This window comes from Paenibacillus sp. FSL L8-0502, assembly GCF_038593055.1.
GTDB lineage: Bacteria > Bacillota > Bacilli > Paenibacillales > Paenibacillaceae > Paenibacillus > Paenibacillus polymyxa_D.
On record NZ_CP151958.1, the window covers coordinates 5,615,718 to 5,631,673 of the forward strand.

Annotated in this window: 12 protein-coding genes and 2 riboswitches; of the genes, 8 read left to right on the forward strand and 4 right to left on the reverse strand. The window is 45.8% G+C overall.

What is annotated here, in order from left to right; all coding sequences use genetic code 11:
* Window positions 1-8 precede the first annotated feature (8 nt).
* Entirely contained in the window at window positions 9-1,589 is a 1,581-nt protein-coding gene (locus NSQ57_RS24595; protein WP_340886845.1) for an ABC transporter substrate-binding protein, read from the reverse strand.
* Between the two features lie 216 nt (window positions 1,590-1,805).
* Window positions 1,806-2,006: riboswitch (cobalamin riboswitch) on the reverse strand.
* A gap of 824 nt (window positions 2,007-2,830) precedes the next feature.
* Here NSQ57_RS24595 and NSQ57_RS24600 point away from each other — a divergent pair.
* The 3 genes from NSQ57_RS24600 (at window position 2,831) to NSQ57_RS24610 (ending at window position 4,822) form a co-directional block, all read left to right on the forward strand.
* Entirely contained in the window at window positions 2,831-3,646 is an 816-nt protein-coding gene (locus NSQ57_RS24600) for a hypothetical protein (protein ID WP_342425441.1), read from the forward strand.
* A gap of 105 nt (window positions 3,647-3,751) precedes the next feature.
* Window positions 3,752-4,183, forward strand: coding sequence for a hypothetical protein (locus NSQ57_RS24605; protein WP_342425442.1), 432 nt, complete (start codon window positions 3,752-3,754; stop codon window positions 4,181-4,183).
* A 243-nt stretch (window positions 4,184-4,426) separates the two neighbouring features.
* Window positions 4,427-4,822 (forward strand): hypothetical protein, encoded by a 396-nt coding sequence (locus tag NSQ57_RS24610; protein WP_342425443.1) that lies wholly within the window; start codon window positions 4,427-4,429, stop codon window positions 4,820-4,822.
* Between the two features lie 81 nt (window positions 4,823-4,903).
* Here the strand turns inward: NSQ57_RS24610 and NSQ57_RS24615 are convergent, their stop codons facing one another.
* Complete coding sequence (locus NSQ57_RS24615) at window positions 4,904-6,211, reverse strand: nucleobase:cation symporter-2 family protein (RefSeq protein ID WP_029518809.1); 1,308 nt, start codon at window positions 6,209-6,211, stop codon at window positions 4,904-4,906.
* The gene (locus NSQ57_RS24620) at window positions 6,205-6,822 is read right to left on the reverse strand and encodes a xanthine phosphoribosyltransferase (protein WP_069012276.1); all 618 of its coding nucleotides are present in this window, start codon (window positions 6,820-6,822) and stop codon (window positions 6,205-6,207) included. The genes NSQ57_RS24615 and NSQ57_RS24620 overlap by 7 nt, the downstream gene beginning before the upstream one ends.
* 181 nt (window positions 6,823-7,003) lie before the next feature.
* Window positions 7,004-7,107, reverse strand: a riboswitch (purine riboswitch).
* A gap of 328 nt (window positions 7,108-7,435) precedes the next feature.
* On the opposite strand from NSQ57_RS24620, the gene rhaB reads away from it, so the two are divergent.
* The 5 genes from rhaB (at window position 7,436) to NSQ57_RS24645 (ending at window position 14,620) form a co-directional block, all read left to right on the forward strand.
* A complete protein-coding gene (gene rhaB / locus NSQ57_RS24625; protein WP_342425444.1) occupies window positions 7,436-8,917 on the forward strand; it encodes a rhamnulokinase in 1,482 nt (493 codons plus the stop codon).
* Between the two features lie 12 nt (window positions 8,918-8,929).
* Entirely contained in the window at window positions 8,930-10,186 is a 1,257-nt protein-coding gene (gene rhaA, locus NSQ57_RS24630) for an L-rhamnose isomerase (RefSeq protein WP_069012278.1), read from the forward strand.
* Window positions 10,187-10,253: 67 nt separating this feature from the next.
* The gene (gene rhaD, locus NSQ57_RS24635; RefSeq protein ID WP_340957423.1) at window positions 10,254-11,099 is read left to right on the forward strand and encodes a rhamnulose-1-phosphate aldolase; all 846 of its coding nucleotides are present in this window, start codon (window positions 10,254-10,256) and stop codon (window positions 11,097-11,099) included.
* 198 nt (window positions 11,100-11,297) lie between these two features.
* The gene (locus NSQ57_RS24640; protein ID WP_340957425.1) at window positions 11,298-12,191 is read left to right on the forward strand and encodes an AraC family transcriptional regulator; all 894 of its coding nucleotides are present in this window, start codon (window positions 11,298-11,300) and stop codon (window positions 12,189-12,191) included.
* Between the two features lie 140 nt (window positions 12,192-12,331).
* Window positions 12,332-14,620: a GDYXXLXY domain-containing protein gene (locus NSQ57_RS24645; protein WP_342426141.1), complete on the forward strand. Its 2,289-nt coding sequence runs from the start codon at window positions 12,332-12,334 to the stop codon at window positions 14,618-14,620.
* A 147-nt stretch (window positions 14,621-14,767) separates the two neighbouring features.
* Here the strand turns inward: NSQ57_RS24645 and mmuM are convergent, their stop codons facing one another.
* Entirely contained in the window at window positions 14,768-15,715 is a 948-nt protein-coding gene (gene mmuM, locus NSQ57_RS24650) for a homocysteine S-methyltransferase (protein WP_340957427.1), read from the reverse strand.
* Window positions 15,716-15,956: the final 241 nt, after the last annotated feature.

Genomic DNA, 15,956 nt, shown 5'->3' on the forward strand with positions numbered 1-15,956 from the left:
GCAGCTCGTTATTCCGCAATATCGGATTGCGCTGTAATGTAGTAATACTCGATCGGATGCGGTGTAAACCCCCCCACCCCTTTTTTCACGCCAAACACATTATCAGGATGCACAATGAACGACTGTGGCAAATCCGTATTGATGATATCCAGCGCTTGTAGTGTCATGGCATTACGCTGCGCTGTATCCTTCGCCAGCTTCAAGCTGTTCAGAATACTCTCTAGCGGTTTGGAACTATAACGGCTTACATTGGCTTCGCTTTTCGAAGAATAAAACATGTCCATAAAATATTGCGGCTCTCCTGTATGAGCAGTAAGCATACTGTACATAGCAAAATCCCAATCGTTTTTGGTCAACGCCTCGTCGATATTTTCCACCTTGCGAATCTTGACCTGGATTCCCTCTTTCAGCAATTGGCTTTGGATGACCTCAGCCATAACAGAGAGCTCCGGACGCTGAGGGAAAGTCAGCAGCGTAACCTCGAACGGCTTGCCTTGCTTAGTCCATGTCCCTTGGGCGTCCTTCTGCCAGCCATCCTTCGTCAACAGTTGCTCTGCCGTTCCGTCCAGCGCTTTACGCTCAACTTTACCGAAGGGAAGAATGCTCGGGAACGGGCTGCTTGCCTCCGTACCGAAGTCCCTCATGACGGCGCTCACAATCGATGCGCGTGGAATCAGGCTGTCCACCACCTTACGGTTCGCCACATCCTTGAATACTGGCGATTCCATATTGTACACGATCATATGGGTGCGCAAGGACGGAGCTGACAGCACTTGCAGCTTGCCGTTCTTTTTCAGTACCTCTGCGTTATCAACCGGAATATCCGTCGCTACGTCCACCTCGCCGGATTGCAGCGCCATCAGGCGCGAATTCCCGTCCGTAATGAACTTCATCGTCGCTTCAGCCAGTCGTGCCTTCTCGCCCCAATATCCGTCATAACGCTCCACGACCAACGATTGGTCCTTGTTGAACGCTTTGATTTTAAAGGCGCCTGTCATCGCTGGGTAACTCTGTTCATCTTTCATCGATGCCACATCCAGTACAATCGTCGATGGATCAGCTAGATTAGACACCAACGCCGCATTCGGCTGGTTTGTCGTGATCTTCAAGGCCAGCGGGCCGCTTACATCAATGGACTTCACATTCAGTAAATCCTTCGCCAGATGGCTTTTCTCAATAGAGCGTAACAAAGACGCTTTTACACTTGCTGCACCCATACTTTTTCCATTATGAAAAGTGACTTTATCCTGCAAGCTGAACGTCCAAACTGTAGGGCTATCCTGCTTCCACTCCTTTGCCAGCCAAGCCACAGGCTCCAGCTTTTCATTCAAACGTACCAGTGTCTCACCTGCACCGGATCGCATCACATCCCAGCTATTATCTCCATGCGGGTCAACGCCTGACGGTTTCCATGTATACGCCATTACCAGCTTTTTATCTGTCGCTGTTTGTTGTGCTGACGCGTTTTCACCCTTGCCGGAGCTATCCGACGTCCTATTGCTGGCACATCCCGAAAGAGCCATAACTGCCAGCAGCAGCATCACCCCTGTACATATCAACCATGAACGCCTACTACGACTGCTTATCATTCGATGAATCCCCCTCTATCTTGTAAAATCGCATAAACCTAACGCAAAACGCGAAAAAAGCATTCCAGACCACTTAATTAGCAGTCAGAAATGCCTTCAATATAAAATGTCAGAACTCACCTCGAAGCCAACTCCAAAAACATAGAAGGGATCAGATCGGTTTCAGACATTCCGTATGCAGCACGCCTAACCACCTCCCCAGCATCCCGTGGGTCTGACAGTGATGTCAAAACAGGCAGGTCTCCTGACTCCAGGCGTATCTTTCAGGCCTTCCCGGTTCTTCACAATTCCAGTGGCTGTTCTGAAAGCTCCAGCAGTATCCTGCTGATGCCTGTATACAGTGGCGGGCCCGTGTCGGAATCAACCGAACTTCCCTTTTAAGTGAACATGCTCAACAACTATGTACATCGTCTCTACGAAACCCCATACATAGAGTTGTCCGGCTCACACCTGTTTTCTTCCTTTATTTCTTTTCATTACGATCTTATTTTGTTGTCACAGGCTTGTCAATAAAGGCTGCACAATAATTTAAATTTGAACGATAAGGTAGAAACAAGACCTAACCTCCAATTGCGTGTACGCAATTGAAGTGTTAAAATTAGGTATAGAGTAAACCACCGTGTCCGTATACTAAAAAGAGTCTTCGCCGCGCCAACGGCAAAGACTCTTAGGACTTGAAAGGCTGTGGATCACCCACGGCGCGCTGCATAACTAATGGTTAATGCAAACGAAACCCACCGTTAGGGGCCAACCTAATTACGCGGTGGGTTTTCGCTTGTTCCGAAATTTCCGACGTAGCCAGCGATAAAGTTTACGAATACTAAACACCAGGCTTAGTAACGTAACCATCCAACGCAACACATCGTAGCACGACACAAGGTTGACCATCGGCTTCACCCCCTCTCAGGAAGCTACACCGTGGTCCGAAAACATCCACCACTATTCAAAATCCATAAGGTAAATTATACCATGATATCACCCATCACTCTAGCAAATTGTTCTAGTAGATTAATAAGCTCCTAATGTTCATTTGGAGAACTCCTTTAGCTTCTTACTCCTACTGGACTATCAAATCTGCTGTTATAAAACTGTCATTAAATGTCGTATATGTCAGGCTAATGAACTCTCGCTTATAAAAATATAGATAAATATATTCATATATTCCATTAAAAGGTTGACATAGTATGTGAGCTCATTTATGCTATCTATGGATTTACAAATTTTTCAAGGAGAAGCTTTGTATGAAAGTAAAGTATCTACCACAAGCTTTTCTAGCTGTAACGCTACTCATTTCTTGGGGAGTCGTCAGTCCAGCAATCTCTCATGCTGAGAAAGGGGAAAAAATCCCTGACCAAATGTTGGCGGGTACAATCATCCAATATGACGAGAACAATAACATGGTTGTATTGGAAAAAGGAACTCCTGTACCTGAACCACAAAAATCTCTAGCTGCTGTTGCTCCACTTACTGCTGAACAACAAATTGAGCTACAAAAAGAAGAGGCACTAATTAAGGAAATCAAAGAAGAAGCCAAATCACTGCCGGTATATCATATTGACAACCCTGAACCTCAGCCTGGTTTAAAAGTAATTTATGATGGTGAAGGTTACATCAAAGATATTATCTTACCTGATCAAAAGGAAAATGCGATTACAACTAATAGTGTTTCACTTCAGGCATTACCACGCGGTACACGCAAAGCACCTGGGACTTATACATACGGAGCGCATAATAATGAAATTGTCATTACCGGAACTTCGAATGGCAAGGTTCAAGGCACAGGTAGAGGGACAAATTTTACGGACTCAACTGGTGAGAATTCCAATTCACTAAAAAGAGGCGACTGTGCAACAAAAGGGGCTATTGATAACCCTGAGTTTGGAACAAAAATCTCCGTAAGAAATATTGACAACAATAATGTCCATGATTTCACTAAGGCTGACAATGGGAGTCTGCCAGATGCTGTTGTTGATATTTGGAAAACAGGTGTACAGGATTTGGGCTTGACATGGAGTTCGTCTCTCTCATTTTCGGGGCGATATTTTTATACGTTCTAATTTCTTCATGTGAAACAAGGATAGGGCCTACACCCTGTCCTTTTCCCTTTTTTCTTAACATAATCGATTTAGTAAATTTCTCATCTTTAGAAAGGATGTTCGCTTTTGAAAACAAGCAGCTTTCGCTTCATTATAATTTACTTGCTCGTTCCAACTCTATTGTCTGCCTGCTCACCATCTTCTGCTCCATCAACGCAATCAGTCCCATATAAAGAAGTTCTATCAGGAAAAAAAACAGTTCCTTCAGAACAAGGCCAATATCTATCCATGACCTATACAGAATATGTGAATGGGAAAAATACAGATAAAGGTATGGTTATGCGAGTCATGACATATGACTTAAGCAGTAAAAAAATGACCAAACTGGCCGATGTTCCTTATACCTCTCAATACCCGCTTTCCCTGGTGTCCTTACCTGATCACAAAATTTATTACTCTGCCGATGTGGATGATAAGGGAGACCAACTATTTTCGTACGACTTAAATTCAAAAAAACTAAACAATTATCCGATAATTTATTTGCCATTAATCGTATAGTGCCAACTACTCCAGAAGGTCCACTTATACTAGCTGCAGTCAAAAAAGGAGAGCGTACACTTAAAACAATTTTCTACAATAAATCGACTCATACAATGCAGTTCTTACATGATGAAAACCAAGATAAACACACCTGGTCTATAGCCTATAATCCGGCAAAAAAAAACAATTTATACTACACAGTTTTCAGAGAAAGAGCAAGATAAACGGTCAGATATTGCGTCAAAAAACAATACTTTTACTATGCCAGCAAGCTACAAGGTTACAGAGATCAACAACGCCACTAAACAAGAGCGGTCTGTCATTACACTAAAGAACGAACAAATCTTATCAATGTCCAGCAGTAATGATCAGTTGCTCCTAGTAACTGCCCGTTTCATTAATCACGGCAACCCCGAGTATAGCCTTGTTGATATTGCGACTGGAAAACGCACCAAATTAGAGCTACCCATTTCATCCCGCAGCTTTATCTATATGTCCCCAGACGGCAAGGGGATCTACTATTTAGGCAGCGCCTCTCAGAAAAATCAGGAGGAAGGACGCGGCGTGTACTATTATGACTTTACTTCGAAAATCCAAACCCCGATCTTTATACAGGAAGAGGGTTTCATCAATAACTTCATGCTGCTTAATAAATAACCCATTCTGGGTAACTCCATGCCAAAAAGCCGGAAAGAAGCTTACGCTTTCTCTCCGGCTTTCTTTATCTGATTCCAATCATCAAACCTTCTGTGGAACCTCCTGAACCGTCACACTTTTGACCGATTCCCCTTGTTTTCTCGTCAAAACGATGTTCAAGACAATCGCTGTAATCGAGCCCGAAACGATACCATTTTGCAGCAGCATTTTGGCAAAGCTCGGCAGCTGGTCGAACATTTGTGGCAGAACGGCAGAGCCTAGGCCCACGGCAATACTGCATGCTGCGATCAGCAGATTGCTTTCCTTTCGCAGATCCACTTCTGACAAAATAGACATGCCTGATGCAGCGACCGAGCCAAACATGACGATCATCGCCCCGCCCAGCACAGCGTTAGGAATCACTGTCGTTAAAGCAGCCAGCTTAGGCAGCAAACCGAGAACAACCATGATACCGCCCGCAGCAAAAATAACGTTCCGCGATTTGACGCGTGTGAGCGAGATCAGACCCACATTTTGCGAGAAGGCTGTATAAGGAAACGCGTTAAAAATACCCCCAAGCATAATCGCAAGTCCTTCCGAACGGAGTCCATTGACGATCTGCTTTTGCTCTACCTTTTGATCAATCGCCTTGCCTACTGCCAGATAAACACCCGTAGACTCGACCATGCTGACAATATTGACGATAATCATCGTACAAACTGCCATAATGCTAAACTCTGGCTTACCAAAATAAAATGGCTGCGCAACACTCACCCATGACGCATCTGCCACGGGAGCAAAATGCACCATTCCCATCGCATAAGCAACCACCGTGCCTGCAAACAGACCGATGAGCACGGAAATCGAGCGCATAAAGCCCTTTGCCAACCGATTCACAAGCAGAATAACCAATAATGTAACCAGCGCCAGCAGCAAATTACGCGGCTGTCCAAAATCCGCGCTGCCCTGGCCACCTGCTACATTGTTCATCGCCACCGGAATAAGGGATAGACCGATAATTGTAACGACCGAACCCGTAACGACCGTCGGGAAAAAGCGTAGCAGCTTGCCATACAGCGGTGCCGCAAGCACCACGAATATACCAGACAAAATAATGGCACCGTACGCTGTCGCCAAATTTGAGGTCGAAGCAATCGCGATGATAGGCCCTACTGCCGTAAACGTACAGCCTAAAATGACAGGCAGTCTACTACCGAAAAAGCGTGTGCCCATAATTTGTAATAACGTAGCAATCCCGCAAGTGAACAGATCGGCAGCCACCAAATAAGCCATCTGGGCTGGCGTCAGGTGCAATGCTCCCCCTACAATTAGAGGTACAGCAATGGCTCCAGCGTACATCGCCATGACATGCTGGAAGCCCAGTGCGAATAACTTTTGTTTACTTAACATCCCACATTCTCCTTAACAGGAGCAATTACTACGCCAGCTTCCTCTATAAAATCGACCTCGCCTGGTGCCATGGAAGCGATACGCGCAAGAGAACGTACGGCGATGCCTCTTTGCTCCAACAGTCCACGGCCTTCCTGGAAGCTCTTCTCAATCACACAGCCAACCCCGGCCAGCTCCGCTCCTGCTTCCTTTACAATATCCGTAAGTCCGACCAATGCTGCACCAGTTGCCAAAAAATCATCTACGATCAGCACATGGTCGCTGGCATCAAGGTATTTTTGGGAGATACTCACCTGATAGGTTTCCTGCCGAGTGAACGAATGAACCTCTGCGAAGTATACCTGCTCATTCAGCGTGATGGCCTTCTTTTTCTTCGCATAAATGAACGGGACCCCCAAGGCAATAGCAGTAGCCATTGCAAATTGAATACCACTAGCTTCAATGGTAAGCACCTTGGTGATCGGAGCACTGCCGAACAGGCGTGCAAACTCCTTACCAATCTCTAATGCTAATGCTGTATCTACCTGATGATTCAAAAATGAATCCACCTTTAATACGGTGTCAGATAAAATTTGTCCTTCTTGACGAATACGTTCCTCCAAAACTTTCATTATGCGAGTATCGCTCCTTCTGTACTTTAAAATAGTGAGGATTTTGCAAAATCCTGAACAGTAAAACCTGCCAAAACCAAAAAAGGACAGGCTCCCTTGAGTTGTTTCTCAAGTGAAGCCTGTCCTTGGGGTTATAATCCCTGACGGATTGGCGCACAAATAAATGCCCGCATTCATCCGAAGCCGATGCGCTATCACTCATAGTCGGACGATTACAGTGGTCATCCGGTAGAAACTTTTGGGCCATATCCCCAATATTATACGAGTCATATGAAATTGATATCTTGTATACTACACCCTCTGGCGGACGGTTTCAAGATTATTTTTCATACAGACAGCGGCTTTTGGAGAACCTTCCACAATTGGAATATCGTAAATCACATCGACCTTTGTTGAAGGTATATATATAGTAGAAAACAGATGTTAAAAAACAAAAATACATACAAAACAACACTTAATTTTAATTATTATTTCAAATACAAAAATAAAACCACAAAATAGACTTCCGTTTCTGTTGACTACAAAGAAAAACGGAAGTAGTATGGAGTTAGTTAAGAAAACAAAAGGCAGACTTTCAGGCTGCCCGTATTTTATCCATGCAAGGAGATTGGATATGAATAATTATCTTGCTGTTGATATTGGAGCTTCAAGCGGTAGGCTCGTAGGGGCAACTCTGCAAGGTGACCAGCTACACTTACAAGAGCTTCACCGTTTCAACAACTCCTTTACCGAAAAGGACGGGCACGATTACTGGAATATCGAGGAACTATTGAATGAGATTATTCAAGGCTTGCAAAAAGCTAAGCAGAAGGGGATTCATTCCTGTACGCTCGGCATTGATACATGGGCTGTAGATTACGTGCTGCTTGATCAGAAAGGTAACCGCATTCATGAGGTATACGCTTACCGGGATGCACGTACCCTCCACGCACCCGACAGGCTGCACCAGCTCATCAGTCGAGAGGCTGTGTATGAGAAAACAGGCATTCAGGAACTAAACTTTAATACCCTGTATCAACTGTTTGTCCATGATCGGGAACAGCTTGCCCAGGCGGATAAAATATTGATGGTCCCTGATTATCTGTACTATCGCCTGACAGGCATCATGACCAATGAAATCACGAATGCGTCCACGATGCAGCTTCTCAACGTGAACACCCGAGAGTTTGATGAAGACCTGCTGTCCCTGCTCCAACTGCGGCGCAATCAGTTTTCAGAGCTTGCCGAGCCTGGGCGGGTTCTGGGTTCTCTTTTGCCGGAGCTTGTTCAAAAATACGATCTTCCGGACTGTCAGATCATTCTTGCGCCTACTCACGATACTGCATCGGCCGTTGCAGGTGTTCCGTCACAGCGGGAAGAATCTTGGGCTTATATTAGCAGCGGCACGTGGTCACTACTGGGAATGGAACGATCCGAAGCCTTGAATACGAAGGCAGCCATGCAGGCGAACTACACGAATGAGTGGGGCGCTTACGGTACGTACCGTTTTCTGAAAAATATTATGGGATTGTGGATGATTCAGGAGGTCAGAAGAGAAGGGGGCTGTGCACATAGCTTTGCCGAATTGGCCCAACTGGCCTCAGCAGAAGCACCGTTTGTCAGTCTTGTCCTCTGTAACCATTCATCCTTCTTAAACCCGGATAGTATGACCCTTGAAATCCAGCGATTCTGTGAAGAAACAGGCCAGCCCATCCCCAGGACGCCGGGCTCACTCGCCCGCTGTATTTTTGACAGTCTGGCCTTAAGCTACCGCGATGCCTTACACGAACTGCAACGTTTAACAGACGAAACGATTACCAGATTGCACATTGTCGGCGGAGGCGCTAACAACGAATTACTATGTCAGCTAACAGCCGATCTCTTGGGAATTGAGGTTCAGGCAGGTCCTTCCGAATCTACGGCCATCGGCAATATTGTCGTGCAATTAATTAGCTCTGGTGTTCTTGAGAATCTCAAGGCTGCGGGCCGAACCATCGCCCGCTCCTTTCCGACTCGGCTATATGAGCCACAATCGGTGGAAGGCGTGCAAGAACTTTTGGATCGCTGGGAGCAGCTTAAGATACAAGCAACATCCTCTATTCACATATCTCAATAAAGGAGTAAAGCCATGAACGAAGCCATTGAAGCCAGTTATAACGAAGCGAAAAAGCTGTATGCCCGCCACGGTATTCAAGTGGACGACATTTTACGGAAGCTTTCACAAATCAAAATATCACTGCACTGCTGGCAGGGAGATGATGTTCAGGGATTCCTGTTCAAAGACAAACAGCTTAGCGGGGGGATTGCCGTAACGGGCAGCTACCCGGGCAGAGCCGGCACGCCGCATGAGTTGCGTCAGGATTTAGAAAAAGCCTTATCACTCATTCCGGGTAAACACAAGGTCAATCTGCACGCCATCTATGCGGACACCACAGAACAAGTGGATCTGGATCAACTGGAGCCACGCCATTTTCAGAACTGGGTAGACTGGGCCAAACAGCAAGGACTTGGGCTTGATTTTAATCCAACCCTGTTCTCCCATCCTAAAGCGGAAGACGGCTTCACACTGAGTCACAAGGATTCGGAAATCCGTGATTTCTGGATCACACACTGCAAAAAATCACGCAGGATTGCCGAGTATTTTGGCAAAGAACTCGGTCAGCCCTGTGTCACAAACCACTGGATGCCGGACGGCTATAAAGATACTCCGGTTGATCGGTTGGCTCCAAGAGAACGTCTGCGTGATGCGCTGGACGACATTTTCAGCGAGGAAATCAGCGAGGAATACAACATCGATGCGGTTGAAAGCAAGCTGTTTGGCATTGGCTCGGAAAGCTATGTCGTGGGCTCACATGAATTCTATATGGGTTACGCCCTGACACGCGGTAAATCTATCTGTCTCGATGCGGGTCACTTCCATCCAACCGAAGTCATTTCGAACAAACTGTCCTCTGTGCTGATGTTCACCGATCAATTATTGCTCCATGTCAGCAGACCCGTTCGCTGGGACAGTGATCATGTCGTGACAATGGACGACGAATTGCTGGACATTGCCCGTGAGCTGGTTCGCGGTGAATTGCTTTCCCGAACCCATATCGGTCTCGACTTCTTTGATGGCAGTATCAACCATGTGGCAGCATGGGTCATCGGAACACGCAACACGATTAAAGCGCTGCTTCGCGCTATGCTCGAACCGATTGAAGCATTAAAGCAGGCGGAAGAGGAACGAGACTTCACCACTCGTCTTGCTCTAGTCGAAGAGTTCAAATCGTATCCGTTTGGTGCGATATGGGATTACTATTGCGCTCAAAACAGCGTTCCCGTTCGTGAGGAATGGCTGGCCGAAGTTAAAAACTATGAACAACAAGTACTGTTGAAACGATAACTGCTGAAACGGTAACTACTGCACTGATAATGCTTATATTCATATCATCCAAAGGGAGAGATCATCCATGACTACTGTGCTGGAGAATCAAAAAGAACGCAAATCGGGACTGGATATCCCATTTGTTCGCGAGATGGCGGAAATTACACAAAACATGTGGAAATTCGGCTGGGATGAACGCAATGGAGGTAATGTAAGCTATATTCTGGATGAAGCTGAGGTTGCAAAATATATAGATATTCATCAGGTCATTCGGACGATTAAACCTGCTTTCCCGGTGAATGAACTGGCTGGTAAGTATTTTATCGTCACCGGATCAGGAAAATATTTTAAAAACGTAATTGCAGATCCAGAAGCAAACTTAGGGGTCCTTCGTGTCTCCCAGGATGGCGAACAGTTGGAAGTCTTGTGGGGCCTCAAACATGGCGCAGTGCCTACCAGTGAGTTACCTTCCCATTTTATGAGCCACATTGAGCGCTTGAAGGTCGCTCCTAACCATCGCGTGGTGATTCATAATCATGCCACCCATGTTATTGCCATGACCTTCATTCATAGTCTGGACGAAAACCAATTCACCAAAACGCTGTGGGAAATGTGTACCGAATGTATTGTCGTCTTTCCAGACGGTATCGGTGTAATCCCTTGGATGGTACCGGGTTCCAGCGAAATCGGCCGCGAAACGGCTAAAAAAATGAAGGATCATCACGCTGTATTATGGCCTCATCATGGCATTTTCGGAACGGGCAGCTCCATTGATGAAGCGTTTGGTCTCATTGAGACGATTGAAAAAGCGGCGCAAATTTACATGCTCATTGCTCACCATGATAACCAGCAACGGATTACAGATCAGGAATTGGCCGATCTAGCCAAAGCCTTCAACGTTACTCCAAAAGAAGGAATCTTGAACGTATAAATATAGGCTAATCCCCATCTCATAATACAGAACTTAAAAGGCTCCACGGGTCATCTCAAACCGGCCATGGAGCCTTTGGCATACGCAGTTTTAATTATATAACCCTCAATTCCAATTAATTAACTTGTAATTGTGCTTTCCTTTATATACAATAAAATCAAAATTCCCTTATCTCCACCAAAGGAGAGGTGACAAGTTATGAAAAGAGCAAAAAATGAAGATCACTTCGACATCGTGGAAGACCATTATTTCACAGCTACCGAATTGGAAAAGTCCAGCGCCATTTGGCCTGTCAGACTGGGTATGGATATTTCGAAAACAAGCTGCCATGTCGGTCCCAAGGCTGTTCCTTATTTTTATTTGATTTTTGTGCTTGAAGGTCAGGCTGAGTTTATTTATAAGCAACAGAAGTACCGTGTCCAAAAGTCTGATTTATTCTGTTTTTTTCCGCATGTTGCCCATGAATATTACACCGATCACCAGCACCCTTTGCAAAAGGTATGGATTGCCTTTGAGGGACCCAAATCCCTCGCGCTACTGGAGCGGATCGGAATTAATCCCTCCACGCCATTTATGGCTAACGCCGTGAGTGAGGAAATCCTCGAACTTATCTCTAACCTGTTTTCCATCGTACACGACAACAACAGACAGGGCAGCGATCTGGCCCGCTTGATTATACTGCACCAGATCTTCGAGGAGTTGTCCCGCAACACATCTGACGTACTGCGCAACTTTGTATGCTCTGATTATTGGCTCCAGCAGGGGAAAGATTACATTGAAGTGCATTATTGTGACCGTGTTACGATTGAGCAAATTGCCGAGCATGTAGGTGTGGATCGTGCCCACTTTTCACGTAAGTTCCATTCCACCTTCCTCATCTCTCCCGCCAAGTATTTGCAAAACCTTAAGATTAACGAAGCCAAAAGATTACTGGAGCAGACAACTTACAATTTGTCGATCATAGCCCAGTCCATCGGCTATACCGATATGTCCACCTTTTCCAAAGCATTTAAGAAAACAGCAGGGATTCCACCGCGTGAGTATCGCTTCCGACATCAGTCCCGGCAAGAGATTCGTACCGTCAATGCCTAGCTGGAATCCAGTAACGTTCAAGAGAGCCGCCGTATACGGTGGCTCTCTTTTTTTATGACCTGATCCTAATTAGTACTTGGTTCTGAGCCCTTTCAACGTTATAATAAGCATCAAACCAACAGGAAAGGTACGTGAAATCCATGCTGCGATTCAATGCGATACGTACGGGCTATCTGCTGGGCATCTCACTGGTACTTGCCGCGATTATTTATTTTTTCGCCTCCAATTGGGGCGGACTGGATCGGACAGTCAAAATTGTACTGGCTGCTGCGCTTATTGTTCTGTTCTATGGCTTGTCTTTTGTATTTGCACGGATACGTGCTGTTCCCGGTCAACAAGCTTTTCTGTCAAATATGTTTTTGGTGGCTGGCTGTATAGCCTTTGGCGTTTCTGTGGCATTGCTCGGTCAAATTTACAATTCCCATGCGGACAGCTACGGGTTGTTTTTCATTTGGTCGGTGCCAGCTCTACTGCTTAGCTGGATTACTCGCTACAATCCTTTTTATATGCTGTCTTATGTACTAATTCACCTCGGTTTGTGGCTTTATTTTTACCCTACGATGCAAAGTGCATCTTATAGCGAGCTGGAATCGTTGTCCATTGCCGGAGTGTTCGCACTGGTCAATCTGTTGTTGTTCCTATTGGCGTTCCTTCATCGTATACATTCTGCTCCACTACAATATATGAGCTTTACTGTTTTTCATATAGCGATGTTGGCGATGACCAACTCTTTTGCATTTGATGGGTATGGCCTGGTCATGAATATACCGCATATCGCTGTGATTGCTTTAGGATTTTATATATTTATCAAGGTACGGCTGAATAAAACACTACTGACCTTGAATGCATTGGCGCTCTCAGCGTTTGCTGTCTTTAAATTTATAGAGCTAGCAGAGGCTTACTACTCATCTCTGTTTTTTGTTTTTGGTTTGATTTTTGTGGCGCTGCTGCTGACCGGTAACGTGTGGTTTTTCCGTTATTTGAATCGTTTGGGGAAAACACCGCCGGAAACAGGGGAGATATTCAATGGGGAAAACGGGGATATCGCGAAAACCGATGTGGAAACAATCGTTCCCGAGGAACGTGGCAGTGAATGGATCAGCAAAACCGTATCCCGTGTAATCAAAGTGGTTGGGGTGCTGATCGGAAGTATATCTCTCATCGGATTGATTATGATTAGCACGAATGTAAACCACACCGAATATGTACTGTTGGTTGTGTCGTTGCTACTTATGATTTTGATGATTGTCATACCGGAATCCAAGCTGGATTCGGTCATACGTTATACCCTGCTAACCATCAGCTATATTACAGGCTTGGCGGCCATTCTATGGTCAGATCAGTCGATGCTTTCGGTATTATTTCTGATCGTTTCCATCGCTGGATGGTTTCGCTCCAAGGGGAAAAGGCAGTTGTTTTTTGCCTACACCTTTGTAAACCTGAATCTGGCGACCATTTTATTTCAGCAGTATCAGGAGTGGGATGGTTGGAACTGGACCTATAAGTTCATCATCTTCTCTCTTTTCATCGTCAATGCCGTGTTATATGGGGTAAGTTACTTTATATCCAAGACGGAGTTAAAAGAACATCTGCGGAATAGCTCATTATTTTTCAGCTTGCTGTTCCTGTTTTGGGCGACGTTTTTCGAGGATGTCGTTCCACACTCTTATATGTTCATTAACATTTTTTATTTTGTTATCGTTACCGGGATGGTCTTTGCCTTTGCCCGTGTGAAACAAAAATCGGAGGCCATCATGGGCGTTGTCTTCTGGTTTATTTTTATCGGCTTCAAATACTATGATTTATTGTGGACGCTACTGTATAAATCTTTTACGCTGGCGTTACTGGGGATCATTGCGCTCGGAATTACCTGGTGGGCGGATCGGCGAATGGCCCATAGCGGCAAAGCAGCATTCGATGCCGATCACCGCAGCTTTAGCTTTATGCGCTTAAGCCCGTTACTCATTGCCATTGTCATCGTGCTACAGCTGGGGATCATCGGGTATCAGACGGTGAGAAGCGAAACCCTGCTCGCCACAGGGGCTTCCATTAAGCTCAAACTGGCTCCTATAGACCCGCGCTCCCTGCTACAAGGCGATTATGTGGCACTGAATTACGACATATCTACCCCTCCTTCCAAGACCCCTCTTCAGGAGGAAGAATGGAGCCGAGGCAAGGTCAAAGTCGTTCTCACACCAGATAACCAAGGAGTATACGTCGCAGACCGCCTCTATCAAGATGGCGAAAAACTTGCCAGTCATGAGGTCATTCTAAATGGACAGTGGTATGGTTCTCGTATTGTGTACGGTATTGAGAATTATTTCATCCCTGAGGGAACCGGACGTACTGTAGAACAGAACGCACATTTTGCCCATATTCGGGTGAGCCGCAATGGAGACGCACTGCTGGAACGTTTGGCAGAAAGCTGACCGGATCGGCGCAGATAGTTAACGAAGCAGGCTGAACCAAGCTGCTCCATTGCTGGAGCACCACTTGGTTCAGCCTGCTTGTTTTTTCGGGTCATCGAGTTACCCTCTTATAGATAACCTTTATCCCTACGCTACGCTTATCCTCGTTTATACATCTCTCGTCCATGATGCTATTTCCTCAATATCCTGCGGCTGAGTCCGGCAACAACCACCAATCAGACGAGCTCCCGCTTCATACCATTGGCGGGCACTTTGTCCGAACGTCTCTGTACAAGTGCTACCGTGCCATGTCTTGGTGACCGGGTCATATTCCTCTCCCAGATTGGGATATACCACCACAGGCTTATCCGTGTGGCTGCGTATTTCGTGAATAAGCGATGGAACGAATTTCGGCAAAGTGCAATTGACCCCTACAGCGGCCACTTGCTCATGCCCATTCAGCCACTCAGCACATGCAGCGGCAGACTCACCATTGCTGATATGCTGCCCATCCTTTGCGCTAAAGCTGATCCAGGCATACGTACCAGGGAATTCCTTCAGCAATCGGGCGATGGCCTTGGCTTCAACCAGACAGGGTATCGTTTCACAAGCTAAAATATCTGCACCCGCCTCAATCAGAGCTTTCATACGCGGCCTGTGAAACTCCACTAGCTGTTCCTCGCTCAGCTTGTAATCGCCGCGATACTCTGATCCATCTGCCAAAAATGCCCCGTAAGGGCCAACAGAAGCTGCGACTAGCGGCTTGGGACGATGTCGCTGACTTGCAGTAGCCGTCACGTCAGCCCAAAACTCATCGCGTGCCTGCACAGCAATCCGCACCGATGATTGAATCAACTCCAGCGCCTCATTTTCGCTTAGGCCTCGTTTAACATAGCCTTCAACGGTAGCCTGATAGCTCGCAGTAATCGCACAGTCTGCCCCAGCCTCAAAATAATCCCTATGTACACGCTTGATCGACTCCGGATGCTCATGGAGGATTTTAGCTGACCATAAGCTATCGTTCAGATCATGTCCATGACGCTCCAGCTCGGTCGCCATTGCGCCATCCAGCACGATCAGCTGAAATTCGTTCAGTATATGTTGTATCGGATTCATGCGGCCCCTCCTGCTCGTCTTTTCTATTTAACCCACTAATCAAGTAGGGTTTAATGATTTACATTATAGCACGGATGTTGATGAGCATTCACAAAGCCAAGAAATAATCATTTTGTGAAGTGAAGACGCCCCCTCTCGTTTCATTTGCTATCTGATGTAACGTATAAATTTTTTAAATTAGTTTCATAAGTTAAATTAATTAGATATTGTTCTTTTTTTCACAAAGTCATTTTACTATAAA

What these genes read in the sequence shown, in the direction of transcription:
- rhaB (WP_342425444.1), top strand. Translation starts at nt 7,436, where the DNA reads ATGAATAATTATCTTGCTGTTGATATTGGAGCTTCAAGCGGTAGGCTC.
- rhaD (WP_340957423.1), top strand. Translation starts at nt 10,254, where the DNA reads ATGACTACTGTGCTGGAGAATCAAAAAGAACGCAAATCGGGACTGGAT.
- NSQ57_RS24595 (WP_340886845.1), bottom strand. Translation starts at nt 1,589, where the DNA reads ATGATAAGCAGTCGTAGTAGGCGTTCATGGTTGATATGTACAGGGGTG.
- mmuM (WP_340957427.1), bottom strand. Translation starts at nt 15,715, where the DNA reads ATGAATCCGATACAACATATACTGAACGAATTTCAGCTGATCGTGCTG.
- NSQ57_RS24600 (WP_342425441.1), top strand. Translation starts at nt 2,831, where the DNA reads ATGAAAGTAAAGTATCTACCACAAGCTTTTCTAGCTGTAACGCTACTC.
- rhaA (WP_069012278.1), top strand. Translation starts at nt 8,930, where the DNA reads ATGAACGAAGCCATTGAAGCCAGTTATAACGAAGCGAAAAAGCTGTAT.
- NSQ57_RS24620 (WP_069012276.1), bottom strand. Translation starts at nt 6,822, where the DNA reads ATGAAAGTTTTGGAGGAACGTATTCGTCAAGAAGGACAAATTTTATCT.
- NSQ57_RS24645 (WP_342426141.1), top strand. Translation starts at nt 12,332, where the DNA reads ATGCTGCGATTCAATGCGATACGTACGGGCTATCTGCTGGGCATCTCA.
- NSQ57_RS24640 (WP_340957425.1), top strand. Translation starts at nt 11,298, where the DNA reads ATGAAAAGAGCAAAAAATGAAGATCACTTCGACATCGTGGAAGACCAT.
- NSQ57_RS24615 (WP_029518809.1), bottom strand. Translation starts at nt 6,211, where the DNA reads ATGTTAAGTAAACAAAAGTTATTCGCACTGGGCTTCCAGCATGTCATG.
- NSQ57_RS24610 (WP_342425443.1), top strand. Translation starts at nt 4,427, where the DNA reads ATGCCAGCAAGCTACAAGGTTACAGAGATCAACAACGCCACTAAACAA.